This is a genomic window from Mongoliitalea sp., assembly GCF_054166905.1.
This window is the reverse complement of sequence record NZ_JBSZCK010000026.1, coordinates 49,868-67,038: the sequence shown is the minus strand read 5'-3', so window position 1 is coordinate 67,038 and position 17,171 is coordinate 49,868. Positions and strand designations below refer to the sequence as shown.

Sequence of the window (17,171 nt, the reverse complement as noted above, 5' to 3'; positions counted from 1 at the left end):
AACTCTCTCTCTTAATTTTTGACAAATATAACCCAATAATTGGGGAATATTTTTTTATTACTGTTCAAATTCCTGTCTGAGGATTCTAAAGACCTCCTCAATGGTCTCTTCTTCCAACTCTGTTCTTCTTAACAAATCATCCTTAGTCAAAGTCAAGACACTCTTTGCAGTATCCAAACCTGTCTTCTTAAATTCGTCGATAATCCAGTGTTCGATTTCGTCTGCAAACTCTTCCAAATCCACATCTTCGTCTTCTAACTCACCCAACTCTCTAAATACATCAATTTCGTATCCGACTAAGCGGGAAGCCAAACGAATATTGAATCCTCCCTTACCAATAGCCATAGATACTTGGTCAGGCTTTAAGAATACGGAGATTCGCAATTTCTCTTTATCAACGTTGATTGAAGTCACTTTTGCAGGACTCAAGGCGCGTTGAACATACAATTCAAGGTTATCTGTGTAGTTGATGACGTCTATATTCTCGTTTTGCAATTCACGTACAATGGCGTGGATTCTGCTCCCTTTCATACCTACGCAAGCACCTACTGGATCGATTCTATCATCATAGGATTCTACAGCTACTTTAGCGCGCTCTCCCGGTTCTCTTACGATCTTTTTGATGGTAATCAATCCGTCAAATACTTCCGGAACCTCATTCTCAAACAAACGTTCCAAGAAAATCGGAGAGGTTCTAGATAAAATGATCTTTGGGTTTCCATTGACCATTTCTACTTTATGTACAATAGCACGGGCGCTGTCCCCTTTTCTAAATCTATCTTTCGGGATTTGCTCACCTTTAGGAAGAATCAATTCATTGCCTTCTCCATCTATCAACAATACCTCTCTACCCAATACTTGGTAGACTTCTGCCGAAACAATTTCCCCTACAAGCTCCTCGTATTGATTGAATAACAGGTCTTTTTCCAAATCCTTAATTTTTTGGATCAAGGTCTGTCTCGCCATCTGTACTGCCCTTCTACCGAAGGCTTCCAACTCGATTTTCTCGTACACTTCTTCACCAACTTCGAAATCGGGCTCAATTTGTCTCGCTTCTGTTAGAGAGATTTTATCTAAATCCCAAATGTCTTCAGAGTTATCATCGACGATTTCTCTAATTCTAAGGATTTCCAAGTCTCCCTTATCAGCGTTGATGGTCACATCAAAGTTTTCATCGTTCTCATACTTCTTGCGAATCATCGCTCTGAAGACATCTTCCAGAATACGGATCATGGTAGGGCGATCCACATTTTTAGATCTTGCAAACTCTGCAAAGGAATCTATTAGAACTTTAGCATCCATCTTTGTTATTTAAATGAGACTAATACAATTGATTTTTTTATCTGCTCAAATGGAAGAGTCATTTCCTCCTCCACTGCTTTCTTTCCTTTTTCTTTTATTTTCACCTTTAGCTGAAGACCAAAAGTCTCCACCCCCATCAATTCTCCTTCAATCTCCTTGCCATCTTCTAAGGTGACTTTCAGGGATCTTCCAATATTTTTTACATATTGCCTTTTGGAATTTAGCGGAAAATCCAAGCCGGGTGAGGACACTTCTAAGATATATGCATCACTCAAAATCTCTTTGGCCTCTATTTCCTCGCCGACTGCTCTACTCACAATAGCACAGGTGTCAATATTTAGTCCTTGATCTGCATCGATTAATATCTTGACCGATGTCTTTGAGGACTTTTGCAGTACTTGAACATCTACCACAAAATGAGATTCATCCGGTAAATGCTTCAATACTATTTCTTCTATACTTTCCTTGACATTCATAACATTTCAATCCTAACAAATGAAAGAGGGGACTCAAGTCCCCTCATGCATTCGGATATTACTTCACAAAGGTAAGAAAAATATTCCCACAAAAAAAAACAGCATTCTTGTAAGAAATTGGGAATTAGATAATAATTTTGCCGACCCACGGGGAATATTTGGCATTAATAATGCTAAATTAGCGCCACAAACAAGACAAAATTTAACAACAGAATGGGTTTATTCGACTTTTTTTCAAGCGACATTGCCATAGATTTAGGAACTGCCAATACACTGATCATACATAAAGATAAAATTGTTGTAGACGAGCCTTCCATCATTGCTATTGACAGATCCTCCAATAGGGTCCTGGCAGTAGGGAGGGATGCGATGAACATGCATGAAAAAACGCATGAGAACATCAAAACCATCCGTCCATTGAAAGATGGGGTGATTGCAGACTTCTATGCTGCAGAACAAATGATCCGAGGAATGATCAAAATGATTCCGGGTCATAACAAAGGGATGTTTCCTAAATCCCACCGAATGGTAATCTGTATTCCTTCCGGGATTACAGAAGTAGAAAAAAGAGCTGTACGTGACTCCGCAGAACATGCAGGAGCCAAAGAAGTGTATATGATCTACGAACCGATTGCAGCAGCTATCGGTATCGGTATCGATATTGAAAAACCGATGGGTTCCATGATCGTGGACATCGGAGGAGGTACTACGGAGATTGCTTTGATAGCCTTATCCGGGATCGTGGCTGACCAATCTATCCGTGTGGCGGGCGATACCTTCACAAAGGATATCTTGGACTACATGCGTAGACAGCACAACCTTTTGATAGGTGAGCGCTCTGCTGAAAAAGTAAAAATTGCTATCGGCTCTGCATTGACTGAATTAGACGATGCTCCGGAAGATTATGAAATCAGAGGGAGAGATTTGATGACAGGGATTCCTAAAGTCATCAAAGTTTCCTATTCTGAAATTGCTTTCGCTTTGGACAAATCTGTATCCAAAATCGAGGAAGCGGTATTGAAAGCCTTGGAAATTGCTCCACCTGAACTCTCTGCTGATATCTATGACAACGGTATTCACTTGACCGGTGGTGGTGCTTTATTGAAGGGTTTGGATAAACGATTGCATCAAAAAACAAAGCTACCTATACACATTGCCGAAGATCCATTGAGAGCAGTGGTAAGAGGTACAGGTACAGCTTTGAAAAATATTCATAACTTCAGGACAGTTTTGATGACTTAATGAAGAATGCAGCGGATTTTCCTATTCTTATATCGAATTCGGGCCTTTTTGCTATTCGTAGCATTAGAGGCCGTTGCTATTTTTCTGATAGTTTCCAATAATTCTCAGCAGGGATCAGCTGCACTCAATAGTGCCAACCAAATCAGTGGCTCTATCCTGAATACGCAATCCAACGTATTGGACTATTTCTCTTTGGCTACAGTCAATAAGGCTCTGGTAGATAAAAATGCCAACCTATTAGCGGAATTGGAGAAATTCAAAAAACCTGCGGACTCTGTGTATATGGAATTAGACAGTGTGCTGAGCGCAAGCTTTCAATTTAAGGGAGCAAAGGTCATCAACAATTCCATCCATCACAGCCAAAACTATCTGACCATCAATCGCGGATCGGCCCATGGAATCAAAGAAGGAATGGGAGTATTCAATGAAGAAGGTGTAGTAGGAAGGGTGAAAGCTGTGACCAAGAATTTCGCATCAGTCATTTCATTGCTTCATACCGATTTATTGGTTTCTTCCAAGGTTAAATCATCTGAAGTATTTGGATCTACCAAATGGGACGCAGCAGACCCTAAACGCGCCAAAATGCTCTATGTCCCTAGGCACGTATCCATACAAATCGGAGACGAAATCGTAACCTCCGGATACAATGCGGTCTTTCCTGAAGGAATTTCTATAGGAAAAGTCATCGATGTACAACCAGGAAAAGAAACCAACTACTTGGACATTACTTTGGAATTATCTACCGATTTTACAAAAATTTCTTACGTGTACCTAGTAGAAAACAATCAGGAACAGGAGTTGGATGAGTTATACGAATCAAGTGGAATAGTCAATGAATAGCAGAAAGATTTTCTATCTCGTCCTTAGCTTTTTTATTTACCTCTTGGTTCAGGTGCTCCTGTTGAAAAACCTGGTGATCTTTGGGATGGGTTTTTGCTTTTTGTATGTGCTTTACCTGCTGCTACTTCCCCTAGAAATCAAAGTCATCTCTATGCTTTTGATTTCATTTATACTGGGGCTAAGTGTAGATATCTTTTATGACACCATGGGCATCCATACAGCAAGTTTGTTGGTGATTGGCTTCATTCGCAATCAATGGATTAAAGTATTGACTCCTACGGGGGGATATGATGAAGACCTTCAGCCGAGCTTTTTGAATATGGGCTTCGGATGGTTTTTGACCTATAGCTTGCCCCTATTTATTATTCATCACCTCATCTTTTTTTTAATTGAATACTTGGGTACAGATTTGTTTATGCCTGTCGTTCAAAAAACAGTATTCAGTGCTATTTTTGTATTTATAATCAGTATAATTGTTCAACTGTTATTCTACAGGAGAAGAAGGGGTGTTTAATGAATGAACAAAGACCTATCATCCTCAGCATAGTCATCATCTTGGTGGGGTTGGTAATTGTGACAAGATTATTCTCAATTCAGGTATTGGACGACAGCTTTTTGAAAAGAGCTGAGCGGAATGCTATTCAGCGAGTGGTAGACCACCCGTATAGAGGCTTGGTATACGACCGTACAGGCAAAATCTTGGTGTACAACAATCCTATTTTTGACTTGATGGTCATTCCACGGGAATTTACCGTAAAAGATACCGTCCGATTTTGCGAAATTTTTCAGATCAGTAAAGAGCAGTTAATTGAAAATTATACCGCTGCACGGAAATATTCGAGTGTAAAACCATCTCCCTTGGTCCGGCAAATCTCTACTACGGATTTTGCCAGAATCCAAGATTACCTGATAGATTATCCGGGACTCTTTGTCATGACTCGCTCGGTGCGATCTTATCCTCAGCCTGCTGCGGCCAATGCTTTGGGATATATTGGGGAGATTTCTGCTGGGCAACTCGAACGGGATACTGCACGGTATTATCGACAAGGGGATTATGTAGGCCTCAGTGGAATTGAAGGGTATTACGAAAAAACCCTGCGAGGTGTAAAAGGGGTGAAATACAAAATGGTAAATGTCAGGGGAGTTGACAAAGGTCCTTTCAAGGCTGGAGAGTATGATACTGCTTCGGTGGCAGGTCACAATATTACCTCGACCATTGATTTGGCTTTACAAGAATATGGAGAGCTTCTGATGGCTGGAAAGCGTGGCTCCGTAGTAGCTATTGAACCGAAAACAGGGGAGATTCTCGCCATGATTTCCGCACCTACTTATGATCCAAATTTATTGACAGGTGCCAAGTTTGGTTCTAATTATTTGTTGCTCAACAGGGATGAAAGCAAGCCTTTATTTAACAGGCCCATCATGGCCATGTATCCTCCAGGCTCTATCTTTAAAGTTGTTCAATCCCTCATTGGTCTACAAATGGGTGTATTAAACCCCAATACGACCCTTTCCTGTAACCGTTCGCTTGTCGCATGCCACAATCACCCCAATCCGGTAAATCTTTTTGGTGCAATCAAGTATTCTTGCAATCCCTACTACCATCAGGCTTATCGGATGATGATCAACCGGGAAGTATCCAGAAATACTTTTAAGGATACAGAAATCGGCTTAAACGAATGGAGAGAAAAAGTCATGAAATTTGGCTTAGGTGGGCCTTTAGGAATTGATTTATACAATGAAAAAGGCGGATCCATTCCTTCCAGTAAATTATATGACCGCGTCTACGGTCCTAACCGTTGGAAGTATTCTACCATTTACTCACTTTCGATCGGACAGGGCGAAATGCTTGTGACACCACTTCAAATGGCAAACTTAGCCGCAATTTTCGCGAACAAAGGCTATTACTATACCCCTCATTTGATCAAGGCTATCGATGGGGACCCTACCAAAATCGATATCAAATACCGCACAAAAATAGAGGTGGGAGTCGACGCCCATCACTTTGATATGGTGCAGGATGCCATGGCGGAAGCTATCTATGGAACTGCTGCCAGAGCTGCGATCAAAGATATCACTGTAGCAGGCAAGACGGGTACTGCCCAAAATCCGCAGGGTGAAGATCACTCTGTATTTGTAGCCTTTGCCCCTAAAGAAGATCCTAAAATCGCTATAGCCGTGTATGTAGAAAATGCAGGCTGGGGTGGACGTGCAGCTGCAAGTACAGCAAGTTTAATGATTGAAAAATACATCCGCGGCTATATTACCCGAGAAGCTTTGGAAGAATATGTGCTGGTAGGAAAATTTATGTAAGGTGAGAAACAAGGACGAACTATATTTAAATAAAATCGATTGGTTGACGGTCAGTATCTATGCCTGCTTGGTCATTTTTGGCTGGTTTAATATCTATGCAGCGGTATATGATGAGCAAGCTGCCAAAAGTATTTTTGATTTCTCTATCAATTCCGGTAAGCAGCTTGTCTGGATCGGTACTGCAATTCTTTTGATCACCATCATCATGGTGGCTGATTATCGGCTGTTTGAAAACCTGGCAATCCCCTTATACCTTATCTTTTTAGGATTTTTGATCATTACGCCATTCTTTGGAAAACTGGTCAATGGACAGCGGGCATGGTTTGAAATTGGGGCATTTCGACTTCAACCGGCAGAGTTTGCCAAGTTTGCTACCGCTTTGATGTTGGCAAAGTTTATGGAGCGGCCCGCCTTTGACCTGAGTCAACCCAAGCATCAACTCCAAGCACTTGCCATTATTTTCCTTCCGGTTACCTTTATCATGCTGCAACCCGACACAGGTACAGCCATGGTATATTCAGCATTCTTTATCATGCTTTATAGAGAAGGTATGCCCCAAACCTATTATGTTCTGGGCTTGGGCTTTATCGCTATTTCACTTCTTGCATTGGGAATTGAAAATAATTTGTATCTGGTTGGCGGAGTATTTGCCATTATTGCCTTCCTGATTATAGCAGGAAAAAAACGAATCGGGAGAATCGTGACGTTGCTGGGAATAGGGATTTTCACGGTTGTTTACATTTACAGCTTAGACTATGTTGTATCCAAACTGCCCGAACACCAACAAAACCGGATCATGGTCTTATTTAATCCTGACCTAGATCCTTTAGGTGTTGGATGGAATGTTACTCAATCAAAAATCGCTATTGGTTCCGGTGGCTTTTGGGGAAAAGGGTATTTGGAAGGAACTCAAACCAAGTTTGATTTTGTGCCTGAACAGCATACGGATTTTATTTTTTGTACCCTAGGAGAGGAGTTTGGATGGATAGGCAGTACGGTTATGATATTCTTGTTCTGCACCTTGCTTATCCGACTGATTTACTTGGCGGAGCGGCAAAAAAACAGATTTTCCCGCATCTATGGGTATTGTGTGGTTTCCATTTTGTTGTTCCACTTCATGATAAATATTTCCATGACTATTGGACTTTTTCCGGTAGTTGGAATTCCACTTCCCTTCTTTAGCTATGGAGGATCCTCCCTTTGGTCCTTTACCATTTTGCTTTTCATCTTCATCAAACTTGACTCCCATAGGATACAGTTGTTGGGAAGGATGAATTAAATCAACCCCCTCGCTTTCAATTCCAAATACTTGTTGATAGTATTGATGCTGAGTTCTTGTGGTTTGGTTAAGATGGTTTGGATACCGTGACGGTTGAGTTCTTTGGCCATCAATCGCTTATCAAAAAGAAATTTACCTGCTATCGTTTGTTTGAACACATCTGAAATACGTTCCGATTGCTGGGATGCCACCAACTCAAGCAGCGTGTTTTCAAACATGACCACTACCAATAAGTGCTGCTTAGCAATCGCCTGCAAATACGGCATTTGCCGCTCCAATGCAGCATGATGCTCAAAATTGGTAAAGAGAATGACCATACTCCGTTGATTAACCTTGCGCTTCAGCCACGTGTACAATAACCCAAAGTCCGTATCCAAATAATCGGTCTTCAGGCCATAGAGCATTTCTAGTATACTCAATAGATGGGTTTTGCGATTACTCGCTGCAAGTGATTGATGGATGGTATGGGAAAATGTAATCACCCCTGCTTTATCTCCTTTTTTGATGGCAATATTGGAAAAAGCAAGGCAGCTATTGATCGCATAATCCAAAAGACTCAGGCCTTCAAATGGCATCTGCATGACTCTCCCCATATCTAAGATGGAATAAATCGGCTGTGACTTTTCATCCTGAAACTGATTCACCATCAGATTGGCTGCCTTCGCAGTTGCTTTCCAATTGATGGAACGTACATCATCCCCAAGCGCATACTCCTTGATCTGCTCAAATTCCAAGGTATGCCCGATTCTTCTGATCTTCTTCAAGCCCTGATCCACTCTTCTGGTATCATTGGCCAAAAAATCATACTGCTGCATTTGAACAAAGGAAGGATATACCTTGACCAATTGCCCCCGTTGGAAACTCACCCTTCGCTTGACCAAACCAAATTTGCTTTGCACAAATACATGCAAATCTCCAAAATAATACTCCCCTCTCTCCAGGGGAATAAGCTGATAGGATACTTGGTGTGTTGAGTTTGCAGGCAACACGCCCGTAAGCTCAAAATCTCTCTTTTGAAATTGCACAGGTATCTCATCGATGATGGTATACGCGATAGAAATGGCCAAATGATTATCCAATAACAACCGCACCTCATTCGCATCCGAGTTGGAAAACTTCTCTGGCAATAGACGCTGTGCTACCAATGCCTCTTGTTTGCGAAAAAGAATAATCGTATCCAACAGCACTAAAAAAGCAAGACTCCAAAGCAAGATAATGCCTATGGGAAACAACAAGGAAACCCAGTAGGAAAGCAAAAAAATCAAGCTCAAGCTAAGCAAGATCACATATAGCCTAGATCCTACAAACAATTGTTGGATAAACTTTTGAAACATCAGCGAGGGATTTCAACAGATTGAACGATTCCTTCGATGACGGTATCTGTGCTTAGCCCTTCCATTTCCCGCTCAGGACTTAGCAGGATTCTGTGTCGCAGCACAGGAGTTACCACTTTTTTAATATCCTCCGGAATCACAAAGTCCCTTCCATCAATAGCGGCCACCCCTTTGGAGGCATTCATAATCGCCAAACTGGCACGAGGAGAACCTCCTAGGTATAAACTTGGATGATTCCTTGTACGCACGACAATTTCAGAAATATATCTTAAAATCTTTTCCTCCACACTCACTGCTGCTGTCAATTCTTGATAGGCTATCAAGGCCTCAGGCTTCAAAACAGACTGAATCTGGTCCATGGCATTTGCCGATTTCCTGGCATGATGGCTTTTGAGGATCTCCAACTCTTGATCTACATCCGGGTAATCCAAGGTGATTTTAAATAGAAATCTATCCAACTGGGCTTCGGGAAGATTGTAGGTCCCTTCTTGCTCGATCGGGTTTTGTGTTGCCAATACCATGAATGGAGCTTCCATCGTATACCGAGTTCCATCCATGGTCACCTGCCGCTCTTCCATTACCTCAAACAAAGCCGATTGAGTCTTTGCAGGGGCTCGATTGATCTCGTCAATAAGAACCAAATTGGAAAAAATTGGCCCCTTCTTAAACTCAAAGCTTCCTTTTTGCATATTCAGAATTGAAGTACCTAATACATCACTGGGCATCAGGTCAGGTGTAAACTGAATTCTGCTAAAACCAACTTCCAAGCTTTTGGCAAAAAGTTTGGAAGTAATAGTCTTGGCAATGCCAGGCACCCCTTCTATCAGTACGTGTCCCTTGGCCAACATACCCACCAAAAGCAGATCCACCAACTCATCCTGTCCGATAATTACCTTTCTGATTTCTGCCTTGATTGCAGTTACGGCACTGCGCAACTCCTGAAGTGGCAACCTGCTTTCAAAAGCTATTTCACCTGAATCCTGTTCTTTATTTTCTTCCATGTTGAACCAGTTTAAACTCGTTGATTTTTTTATGTAATGCAATCACATCTGCTTGTGTGCTATCTTTTTTGTGTTCTAGGATAGCCACATAGGCAAATAACTCTCTCGTTTTTTCCAAAGGATAGCCGGATCTCGCGGCGATTTTTTGAATGACTTCCTCATCGATTTCCTCGGTAGAAACCCTGAAGGTAGTTCTGCAATACTCCAAAAAGAGTGTGATTTGTTGCAGGATATTCTCATGATACGCCTTTTTCTCCAAATACATGGAGGCTATTGTCTCCGCAAAACCTACCGTCTGATTCTCTAAGGGCTTGATTACAGGAATACTTCGCTGCTTCCGCCTACCCTCAAATATAATCCAGCAAAGAAGCATTCCAACGATGGAGTAATAGGCCCATTTCAAGTGCTGATTGGAAAGAAACAAGTACAAGGGTGAAGCAAAAATAGACTTCCCATTTTTAACGTAATGATCATAAAAAATCGGTTGATCCAGCGGCAAGTATCCAAGAATAGCCTCCGTGTACGCTTTATTTTCTTTGTCCAGCAAGAAATAATTACTAAAAGCCAATGGAAACAAATGCAAAATCACTAGGCCCTTTCCATATGGTAATTGAATAAAATTTGGCAAAGCGTCCTTGGTAGAATCTGTAAACTTGTTGCTTCCCAAGACTTGAATCGGCAAGGAATCCGCAAAGGAAAAATAAGTAAGTGGAGTGATTCGCTCAAAGCGAAACTCCTTATTTTTTGACAAATCCTCACCTGTTAAATAGATGCTTGAATGCTCTCGGAAATTTTCAATTTCAATGATTGATTGGATTTTTATTCCTAAGGAATCCAAAAATCGCTCCTCCATATATCGCGCAGAAATAAAGGCTGTATTTCCTCCTTCTATCCACTCCAAAAGCCTTTTGGAAGTTTCCTTATCGGAAAAAAATGAGCTGTTGAATACCAACAAAGTCCCATTTCCTGGCTCTGAGCGAAGCCACTCATACGTAGAAACATGGATCTCTTTAACAAGAGTCGGGCTTACTGCTTTCATAAATTGCTCATAAAAGACCCTTCCTCCATAAGGGGACTTGTCCATGCGATCATAACTTTCCATCCAATTGAGGGGAGGCTTGGCAGTTGCCTGTAGGATTAAAATAAGGAGGACAAGAGCCAATAAAACTCCTACCAACACCTGTTGCTGCGTTACCTTCATAGTTCCTTTTCTACTTGGTGGAAGCTCCTCAACACTGCATCAAAGCCCGAACGATCCAATTCAAAGCCCCCGTACCAAATGTAATCGTACACCCTTGTGACTTGAGCAAAACCTGCTTTTAATCCGCCATCAGGAAGTTCTGCTACATACTCATGATTGGTCTTTTGAATTTTCCAATCAATGAGGGTTTGCTCCTTCATTTTCTTCAAAATTTGCAAATACGAATACCGAACGGCCGAGCGATAATCCCCTTTTGCTACTGCCGCTTCTATCAACTGCTGAATATCCGACCGTTCCATAATCGCTTGATCGTCGGATATGCCAACTTGGACAGGGGAAAGTTTTTTGTCTCCACCAGGATACATTTCGTATTTGCTGACCAACCAAATTAAAAGCCCTGAAAGCACAAGAATTGCGATATAGGGTAAGGCCTGAAAAATAAATTCTGCCACATGTTCAAACCTTCCATCTCCTAAAAGCCAGCCAAAAAACCTACTGATCACCTGCCTGACCTTTCGTTTCAACTTCTCAAACCAGTTTTCCCCATCATTCAATTCTTGGTAATTGTAGTCGGGATTGGCAAGGTATTCATCGATGTACGTGTCCCCAAGGCTCAAAGGCTTGCTGATCGCGGATTCACTAACAGGTGCAGCAAAGCCACCCACACAAATAAGTATGGATATCATGTACATCAAAAAAACTACCTTTCTCAACATATCAACGATCCAGCTCTTCAATTTTTTGTCTGAGCCCTGTTCGGTTCTTTTCTTCATCCAAATCATAATAGATGAATGCCAAGGCCACTAATAATACAATAGATAAAAGATTGCTGGCAGCCGTACCCAGTGCATTCAGCACTAAAAAAATAAAATCTCCTCTTCCTGCTTCCGCAAATGTCATTTCAGATGAATTAAGGATAAACTTCACCATGTTGTACAGGAGGGCAGGTACTGAAAAAGCAAAAGACATCACGGCAATCACAATAATCAACACGATGATGGTACCAAAAGTAACCCACCAATAGCCAGAGATTAATTGAAAGCTTTGTTTGACCGCAGCAAAAACAGTGGTGTTTCTCAAGACCATCAAAGGAAATACAACTGCCAAAGGAACCAAAAAATAAAAACCTGGAATCAAAAAGAACATAAACCCAACAACTAACATCACGTAGGTCACCAAATACAAACCAATCATGGAGGCAATTTTACTTTTTGCTTCAAGCACCACTTGATCCAAATTTACCTCTGTAGATTGTCCTAAGTCGTAATGCCGGATAAAGCTAAAAACGGTAGATCCAGCGGTCGCATAAAACAGTAAACTAGCCAATAACAGCCCACCAAGTCCTAAGGCAATATCTGTACCGCTATTTGCCAACAGGTCGATAGAAAGGTATTGATAATAGACCGATGCCAAGACTAACAAAATCAATGGAATCAAGGATGTACGGACCAATGCCTGAAACAACTGCTTGTAAGTACTCCTTACAAAAGCAAAGGTGTCAGACAGGATCTCTCCCAACTCTCGGCGTTTCTTAAATTGAATGTACGGTTGTGTCATGTGTAGATTGGTTGTGGATACGAATAGGATAAAGAATATAATAATAGCAAATCAATGCCAATGAACCCAGTATAATGCTGAGATTGAATACGTCGGGAAAATGTGTGATTCGGGTAATAAATCCTTCTAAAAATCCTGCAAGAATAAAGAAAGGAATGGTACTGATGAGAATTTTTAGACCATCTTTTGCTCCTCTCTGAAAGGAAGCCAAGCGTGTATATGTTTTGGGGAACAAAATACTGTTGCCCAAAACAATTCCGGCTGCTCCTGCGACGATGATCACGGCAATTTCAATGGTTCCATGAATCCAAATGGTACGGGCAGAGTCCCATAATAGCCCCTGATCATAAAAGAAATATTGGAATGAACCAAGCATAATGGCATTTTGCATCAAGATGAAAAACGTCCCTATTCCCAATAAAATCCCTGCGGAAAAAGCTAAAAGGGCCACCCGGATATTGTTGATAGTGATACCCAAAAACATATCCACCTCATTCATTTCCTTGTATACAGCCATAGGGTCCCCTCGCTCGATATTCTCCAAGGTCATGTTGACATATCCATCGCCCAAGATGCTTCTGACAAAAGCCCCATCCGTAGCTGCCGAGTAAGCTCCAATCAGTGAAAAAATCAAAAATATCAGAAATGAGGCTCCTAACTGGGGAAGATATTGGTAAAACATCGCCGGAAACTCATGCAGATAAAAATTTATAAACCTTCCCTTGGATTCCTTCTTGGTTTTATAGATTTTTTGGTGAGCTTTAGCTGCAAGTTGGTTGAGGTAGAGATGCGTATTGCTATTGGGGTAAAATGTCTGTGCATAGCTCAGATGGTCCGTAACCTCTATGTACAAGTCTCCTAATTCAGCAGGGGAGATGGCCATATCGGTCATCAGGACATTTTCAAACCTTGTCCATTTATCCTTATTACGCTTAATGAAAGTGGCTTCCCTCATCTATTAATTCGACTTTATCAAAGAAACTAATAAATGAAAGAATTTCAAATTAAGACTGCCCAAAATATTAGTATTAATCAAAATACTGCCAATGTAGGCACTCGGATTTTGGCTTATCTCTTGGATGGGGCTATCATGGTTTTTTATGTGATTTTCATATTCTACATAGGAAGGGAAGCCTTATTTACTTGGTCAGTGTATTCCTTATTGTTTTTACCTGTGTTACTCTATCATTTACTCTTTGAGTCCTTCATGGATGGACAGTCTCCGGGAAAAAAGGTAATGAATATCCGGGTGGTGCGTCTAGATGGCTCCAAACCTACCTTGAGCAATTATTTGATCCGATGGCTCTTGCGCTTTGTAGATATTTCCTTAACAAGTGGTGGAGTGGCTATTATCACCATTTTGATTACCGGAAAGGGACAGCGAGTAGGTGATGTAGCCGCAGGAACTACTGTAGTGTCTGAAAAATTCAGCATAGGTCTGCATGAAACGTTACTGCAAGAAATTCCCGAAGATTATGTCCCCAAATACCCACAAGTGATGAATCTCAGTGATCAACAAATCCAACAAATCAAGCAGATCAAAAGTGAAGCCCTGAAATCCGGAGATTTTACCCTTATCAAACAATTAGCTGAAAAAACCGCCGCTCTCTTACAGCTAAACCCTGAGGAAAAGAGCCTGGCGTTTTTGGAGCATATCATCCAAGATTACAATTACTATGCGCAAAGGGGATAAATAAGGCTGAGTAATTGAAATACTAAAGCTGTTATTAGAATCCGAAAGAGCCTAGCATCAAACACAAAAATAGCCTGCTGTTACAAGTTCAGCAGGCTATTTCTATTCAATGTGTGCAAGGTATGAATCGCTTATCATAAAGAGCAACTCATAAACTACTTATACAAATTATTGAACAACATCTTAAATGTGCCATGGGATTGCGCTCTATAGGTAATTTCAGGACCATAAGCTACCAAGCTACCTTTTCCGACTGGAGCAGAGAAAGCAGTAATGCCATCTTCCAAGTAGGATTGACCCCAAGCCCAGCCAGACTTCAAAGGTGTTTTGGTATCAAACCAAGATAAAATCTGGAAGCCTTGTAATTTAGCCTCAGGCTTGAGTTTGAACACAGGGCTATTATTGAATAGCACATCAGAATATCCTTTCAAGCCCCAGTTTAAAGGAAGGGAAGTATCCACCCGTGTCATGAGTACAGATCCTGGAACAAAGTATTTTTCTCCCGGAAGTGTACGTTCTGTCCCATCAGGCTGTATTTCCACCAAGGCATTTCTCACTGGAAGGTCCAAATGATAGGCTAATGCAGTAGCAGAACCTACCGTCACCACCTTACCGCCCTGCTCCATAAACTTCTTCAATTGAGGAATGGATTTATCCACGGAAATACTACCAATCATATGCTGATACTCCGCAGGAATCGATGCTGCATCCATCCCAAAGCCTCCACCTCTACTACCCATCGGTGGAATACCGCCAGAGATAAAGAGGATGACATCATATTTTTTGTTCAAATCTCCCGCATCAACCTCCTTAGGGAAGATGAGCTGAAAATCAAAATTGTATTGCTCCAAAATCCATCTCACCCATCCGCTTGGCATAGAACCTCCATATTGGTCAAACAAAGCAATCCGTGTCGGCTGAATAGGTGTCACTTGGGTAGGCTGTCTGCGGGCAGAAGCCACCGAAATACCATATTGCTGGACTAAAGGAGCCAATCTGCGCTCTGCACTGGAAGGGATGTAGAAAGATCCAGCAGGAATTTCTCCTTCCGCATTTTGGGTACGAGAGACTTTTACACCTTGCTTAAGCAGTTGATTGACCACTGGAAAAGCATCATTTTGCACAGCGCTGATCAAGTAACCATTCCCCGAAGAAGCCAAAGTTCTTGTCGGTGGTGCAACCAATTCTCCATATGGTAAAGTTTCAAAAGGCCCTTCAAATGAATCTAACACTCTGTCAAACTGAATACCCATCTGATACGCTAAGGTCCAGCCTGCTGCGTCGTACGGACGTATCGGAGGTCCTCCAGGATATTGGAAATCATTTGGATAATCTTGCGGCTCAAACATATCCAAGACATGAGGTCTAAATGCCTGATTGGTTTTGACTACAAATGACCCCGCAGGATATGTTTTCCCTTGGAGGCTGTAAGGAGCCGTGGTACGCTCAATACGGATACCTGTTTTAACCAATGCATTGATAAATTTCACTACTGTAGCCGGGTCATCTTGATTGGCTGGAATGATAAATCCTCTTGGGTCCCGCTGATCCGCTGCTTCGTATACCTCCTCATAAAACTCAGAAGGAATCGCCCCGCCTCTTCTACTAAAAGGATTGGATGAAAGTTGATATTTGTCCTTATTGGCTTCGTAGGCAGTTTTGATGGCCTCAATTTTTCGTGGATACGGGGTCCAAAAATCTGCCGAACCTCTGTCTATTGATCGCTGACCCATATTGTACATATTGTACAGCAAATGATCACTGTTTCTCGCCGCATAATCCAAGACCGCAAAGTTCATGGAAACAGAATAGTCAATGGACTGCTGAAAATACCAGGTTTTTTGAGGAGTGACCGGAAAAGGAGTATTGCTGTTCGGTAATAAGCGATCTGGAACCAACGGTACTTCCTCTGGATTTGGACCACCGATGATTTCTGTCAAGATTCCGATGATGTTGTGAAAGTGCGTAGTCGTACGCAAACCTCCATTATACCAAGTGGAGAATACCGAGCCATTCATCCGTGTGAAGCCAGGCTTGTTCTCTGCATTCAGGCGGTTGTACATAGCCGCACCCACTGCATCAATCCCAGTCACCATCATGGGGTCAAATACATGGTTGAACGGATCACGGTAAGGGGGGCCTGCCAATACTGAACCAGCCGGTCCTCTTTGGTGGTGATTGTACATGACCTGAGGAATCCACTCTACAAACAATTGGTAGCCTAGATTGGTAGATTCCTTCATATTTTGAATGTAGAAATCCCGGTTATTATCATGACCGATGTACTTTTGGTACAAGACAGGCAGACCGGACAAACTCCTTTTTTCAGGGGTAGCTTCACGCATGTACCAATCCCCGATTTTTTCATGTCCATCTGGGTTAGCATGTACGAAAAGGATCACCACATTTTCCAAGATTCGCTTGGTCTCATCGTCTTCTCTTGTCAGGACTTGATAGATCGTTTCAGTCAGTTGGTGGATTCCCACCGTTTCTGTGGAGTGCAATCCCCCATCGATCCAAACGACCGCCTTACCTTCTTTTGCCAAGGCTTTGGCTTCTGCATCAGTAATGCCCTCTGCTCGGGCCATTTTAGTGGAGATTTCCCTCAATCGGTTTAAACGAGCATGATTTTCGGGGGAAGTTACGATCATCATGTATTGCTCTCTTCCCTCCTCGGTTTTACCGATAGAGACCAATTTAGCTTTATCACTAGCCTCAGCCAATTTCTTAAAATAAGCCTCTGTCTGGGTATAGTTGCTCAACATGTAGTTATCTCCCATGCCAAAGCCAAAGTGGTCTTGAGGCGAGGGGATGGTTTGGGCAAAGGATAGGAATGTCCAACAGAACATGGCCAGCAAAGCCATGAGTTTGATTCGCTTCATAGTATTCGAATGTTTTGATTCAATCTACTATGCTACTAAAAAAAAATTACA

16 protein-coding genes are annotated in these 17,171 nt (G+C 41.8%); 7 read left to right on the top strand and 9 right to left on the bottom strand.

All coding sequences use genetic code 11. The annotated features are described in order from the left end of the window. Positions 1-57: 57 nt before the first annotated feature. The gene (gene nusA / locus ACXIUD_RS09210; RefSeq protein ID WP_458052338.1) at positions 58-1,302 is read right to left on the bottom strand and encodes a transcription termination factor NusA; all 1,245 of its coding nucleotides are present in this window, start codon (positions 1,300-1,302) and stop codon (positions 58-60) included. Positions 1,303-1,307: 5 nt separating this feature from the next. Continuing rightward, complete coding sequence (locus ACXIUD_RS09205) at positions 1,308-1,778, bottom strand: ribosome maturation factor RimP (RefSeq protein ID WP_458052337.1); 471 nt, start codon at positions 1,776-1,778, stop codon at positions 1,308-1,310. Between the two features lie 19 nt (positions 1,779-1,797). On the opposite strand from ACXIUD_RS09205, the gene ACXIUD_RS09200 reads away from it, so the two are divergent. The 6 genes from ACXIUD_RS09200 to rodA are packed head-to-tail and all read left to right on the top strand — an operon-like array spanning position 1,798 to position 7,452. Beyond that, complete coding sequence (locus tag ACXIUD_RS09200; protein ID WP_458052336.1) at positions 1,798-2,031, top strand: hypothetical protein; 234 nt, start codon at positions 1,798-1,800, stop codon at positions 2,029-2,031. After that, positions 1,992-3,020 carry a rod shape-determining protein gene (locus ACXIUD_RS09195; protein ID WP_458052335.1) on the top strand — a complete coding sequence of 343 codons (1,029 nt, stop codon included), beginning with the start codon at positions 1,992-1,994 and terminating at the stop codon, positions 3,018-3,020. Before ACXIUD_RS09200 ends, ACXIUD_RS09195 begins: the two co-directional genes overlap by 40 nt. 6 nt (positions 3,021-3,026) lie before the next feature. Next, positions 3,027-3,860 (top strand): rod shape-determining protein MreC, encoded by an 834-nt coding sequence (gene mreC / locus ACXIUD_RS09190; protein ID WP_458052334.1) that lies wholly within the window; start codon positions 3,027-3,029, stop codon positions 3,858-3,860. Next, the gene (locus ACXIUD_RS09185) at positions 3,853-4,374 is read left to right on the top strand and encodes a rod shape-determining protein MreD (protein ID WP_458052333.1); all 522 of its coding nucleotides are present in this window, start codon (positions 3,853-3,855) and stop codon (positions 4,372-4,374) included. The genes mreC and ACXIUD_RS09185 overlap by 8 nt, the downstream gene beginning before the upstream one ends. Continuing rightward, the gene (gene mrdA / locus ACXIUD_RS09180; protein ID WP_458052332.1) at positions 4,374-6,173 is read left to right on the top strand and encodes a penicillin-binding protein 2; all 1,800 of its coding nucleotides are present in this window, start codon (positions 4,374-4,376) and stop codon (positions 6,171-6,173) included. Before ACXIUD_RS09185 ends, mrdA begins: the two co-directional genes overlap by 1 nt. Before the next feature lies 1 nt (position 6,174). Further along, the gene (gene rodA / locus ACXIUD_RS09175) at positions 6,175-7,452 is read left to right on the top strand and encodes a rod shape-determining protein RodA (RefSeq protein WP_458052331.1); all 1,278 of its coding nucleotides are present in this window, start codon (positions 6,175-6,177) and stop codon (positions 7,450-7,452) included. Here rodA and ACXIUD_RS09170 read toward each other — a convergent pair. The 6 genes from ACXIUD_RS09170 to ACXIUD_RS09145 are packed head-to-tail and all read right to left on the bottom strand — an operon-like array spanning position 7,449 to position 13,500. Beyond that, the gene (locus ACXIUD_RS09170) at positions 7,449-8,786 is read right to left on the bottom strand and encodes a DUF58 domain-containing protein (RefSeq protein WP_458052330.1); all 1,338 of its coding nucleotides are present in this window, start codon (positions 8,784-8,786) and stop codon (positions 7,449-7,451) included. The two genes, rodA and ACXIUD_RS09170, sit on opposite strands and share 4 nt — an antisense overlap. Then, positions 8,786-9,787, bottom strand: coding sequence for an AAA family ATPase (locus ACXIUD_RS09165; RefSeq protein ID WP_458052329.1), 1,002 nt, complete (start codon positions 9,785-9,787; stop codon positions 8,786-8,788). The genes ACXIUD_RS09170 and ACXIUD_RS09165 overlap by 1 nt, the downstream gene beginning before the upstream one ends. Then, the gene (locus ACXIUD_RS09160; RefSeq protein WP_458052328.1) at positions 9,774-10,988 is read right to left on the bottom strand and encodes a DUF4350 domain-containing protein; all 1,215 of its coding nucleotides are present in this window, start codon (positions 10,986-10,988) and stop codon (positions 9,774-9,776) included. Before ACXIUD_RS09160 ends, ACXIUD_RS09165 begins: the two co-directional genes overlap by 14 nt. After that, positions 10,985-11,674 carry a DUF4129 domain-containing protein gene (locus ACXIUD_RS09155; RefSeq protein WP_458052327.1) on the bottom strand — a complete coding sequence of 230 codons (690 nt, stop codon included), beginning with the start codon at positions 11,672-11,674 and terminating at the stop codon, positions 10,985-10,987. Before ACXIUD_RS09155 ends, ACXIUD_RS09160 begins: the two co-directional genes overlap by 4 nt. A 31-nt stretch (positions 11,675-11,705) precedes the next feature. Further along, positions 11,706-12,545 carry a hypothetical protein gene (locus ACXIUD_RS09150; protein ID WP_458052326.1) on the bottom strand — a complete coding sequence of 280 codons (840 nt, stop codon included), beginning with the start codon at positions 12,543-12,545 and terminating at the stop codon, positions 11,706-11,708. Then, positions 12,520-13,500, bottom strand: a complete 981-nt coding sequence (locus ACXIUD_RS09145) for a stage II sporulation protein M (protein ID WP_458052325.1) — start codon at positions 13,498-13,500, stop codon at positions 12,520-12,522. The genes ACXIUD_RS09150 and ACXIUD_RS09145 overlap by 26 nt, the downstream gene beginning before the upstream one ends. Before the next feature lie 33 nt (positions 13,501-13,533). On the opposite strand from ACXIUD_RS09145, the gene ACXIUD_RS09140 reads away from it, so the two are divergent. Continuing rightward, positions 13,534-14,238: an RDD family protein gene (locus tag ACXIUD_RS09140; protein ID WP_458052324.1), complete on the top strand. Its 705-nt coding sequence runs from the start codon at positions 13,534-13,536 to the stop codon at positions 14,236-14,238. 155 nt (positions 14,239-14,393) lie between these two features. Here the strand turns inward: ACXIUD_RS09140 and ACXIUD_RS09135 are convergent, their stop codons facing one another. Further along, positions 14,394-17,120, bottom strand: a complete 2,727-nt coding sequence (locus ACXIUD_RS09135; protein WP_458052323.1) for a M14 family zinc carboxypeptidase — start codon at positions 17,118-17,120, stop codon at positions 14,394-14,396. Positions 17,121-17,171 lie beyond the last annotated feature (51 nt).

Coding starts and splice junctions, on each gene's coding strand:
- nusA (WP_458052338.1), bottom strand. CDS start 1,302: ATGGATGCTAAAGTTCTAATAGATTCCTTTGCAGAGTTTGCAAGATCT.
- ACXIUD_RS09205 (WP_458052337.1), bottom strand. CDS start 1,778: ATGAATGTCAAGGAAAGTATAGAAGAAATAGTATTGAAGCATTTACCG.
- ACXIUD_RS09200 (WP_458052336.1), top strand. CDS start 1,798: ATGAAAGAGGGGACTCAAGTCCCCTCATGCATTCGGATATTACTTCAC.
- ACXIUD_RS09195 (WP_458052335.1), top strand. CDS start 1,992: ATGGGTTTATTCGACTTTTTTTCAAGCGACATTGCCATAGATTTAGGA.
- mreC (WP_458052334.1), top strand. CDS start 3,027: ATGCAGCGGATTTTCCTATTCTTATATCGAATTCGGGCCTTTTTGCTA.
- ACXIUD_RS09185 (WP_458052333.1), top strand. CDS start 3,853: ATGAATAGCAGAAAGATTTTCTATCTCGTCCTTAGCTTTTTTATTTAC.
- mrdA (WP_458052332.1), top strand. CDS start 4,374: ATGAATGAACAAAGACCTATCATCCTCAGCATAGTCATCATCTTGGTG.
- ACXIUD_RS09170 (WP_458052330.1), bottom strand. CDS start 8,786: ATGTTTCAAAAGTTTATCCAACAATTGTTTGTAGGATCTAGGCTATAT.
- ACXIUD_RS09165 (WP_458052329.1), bottom strand. CDS start 9,787: ATGGAAGAAAATAAAGAACAGGATTCAGGTGAAATAGCTTTTGAAAGC.
- ACXIUD_RS09160 (WP_458052328.1), bottom strand. CDS start 10,988: ATGAAGGTAACGCAGCAACAGGTGTTGGTAGGAGTTTTATTGGCTCTT.
- ACXIUD_RS09155 (WP_458052327.1), bottom strand. CDS start 11,674: ATGATATCCATACTTATTTGTGTGGGTGGCTTTGCTGCACCTGTTAGT.
- ACXIUD_RS09150 (WP_458052326.1), bottom strand. CDS start 12,545: ATGACACAACCGTACATTCAATTTAAGAAACGCCGAGAGTTGGGAGAG.
- ACXIUD_RS09145 (WP_458052325.1), bottom strand. CDS start 13,500: ATGAGGGAAGCCACTTTCATTAAGCGTAATAAGGATAAATGGACAAGG.
- ACXIUD_RS09140 (WP_458052324.1), top strand. CDS start 13,534: ATGAAAGAATTTCAAATTAAGACTGCCCAAAATATTAGTATTAATCAA.
- ACXIUD_RS09135 (WP_458052323.1), bottom strand. CDS start 17,120: ATGAAGCGAATCAAACTCATGGCTTTGCTGGCCATGTTCTGTTGGACA.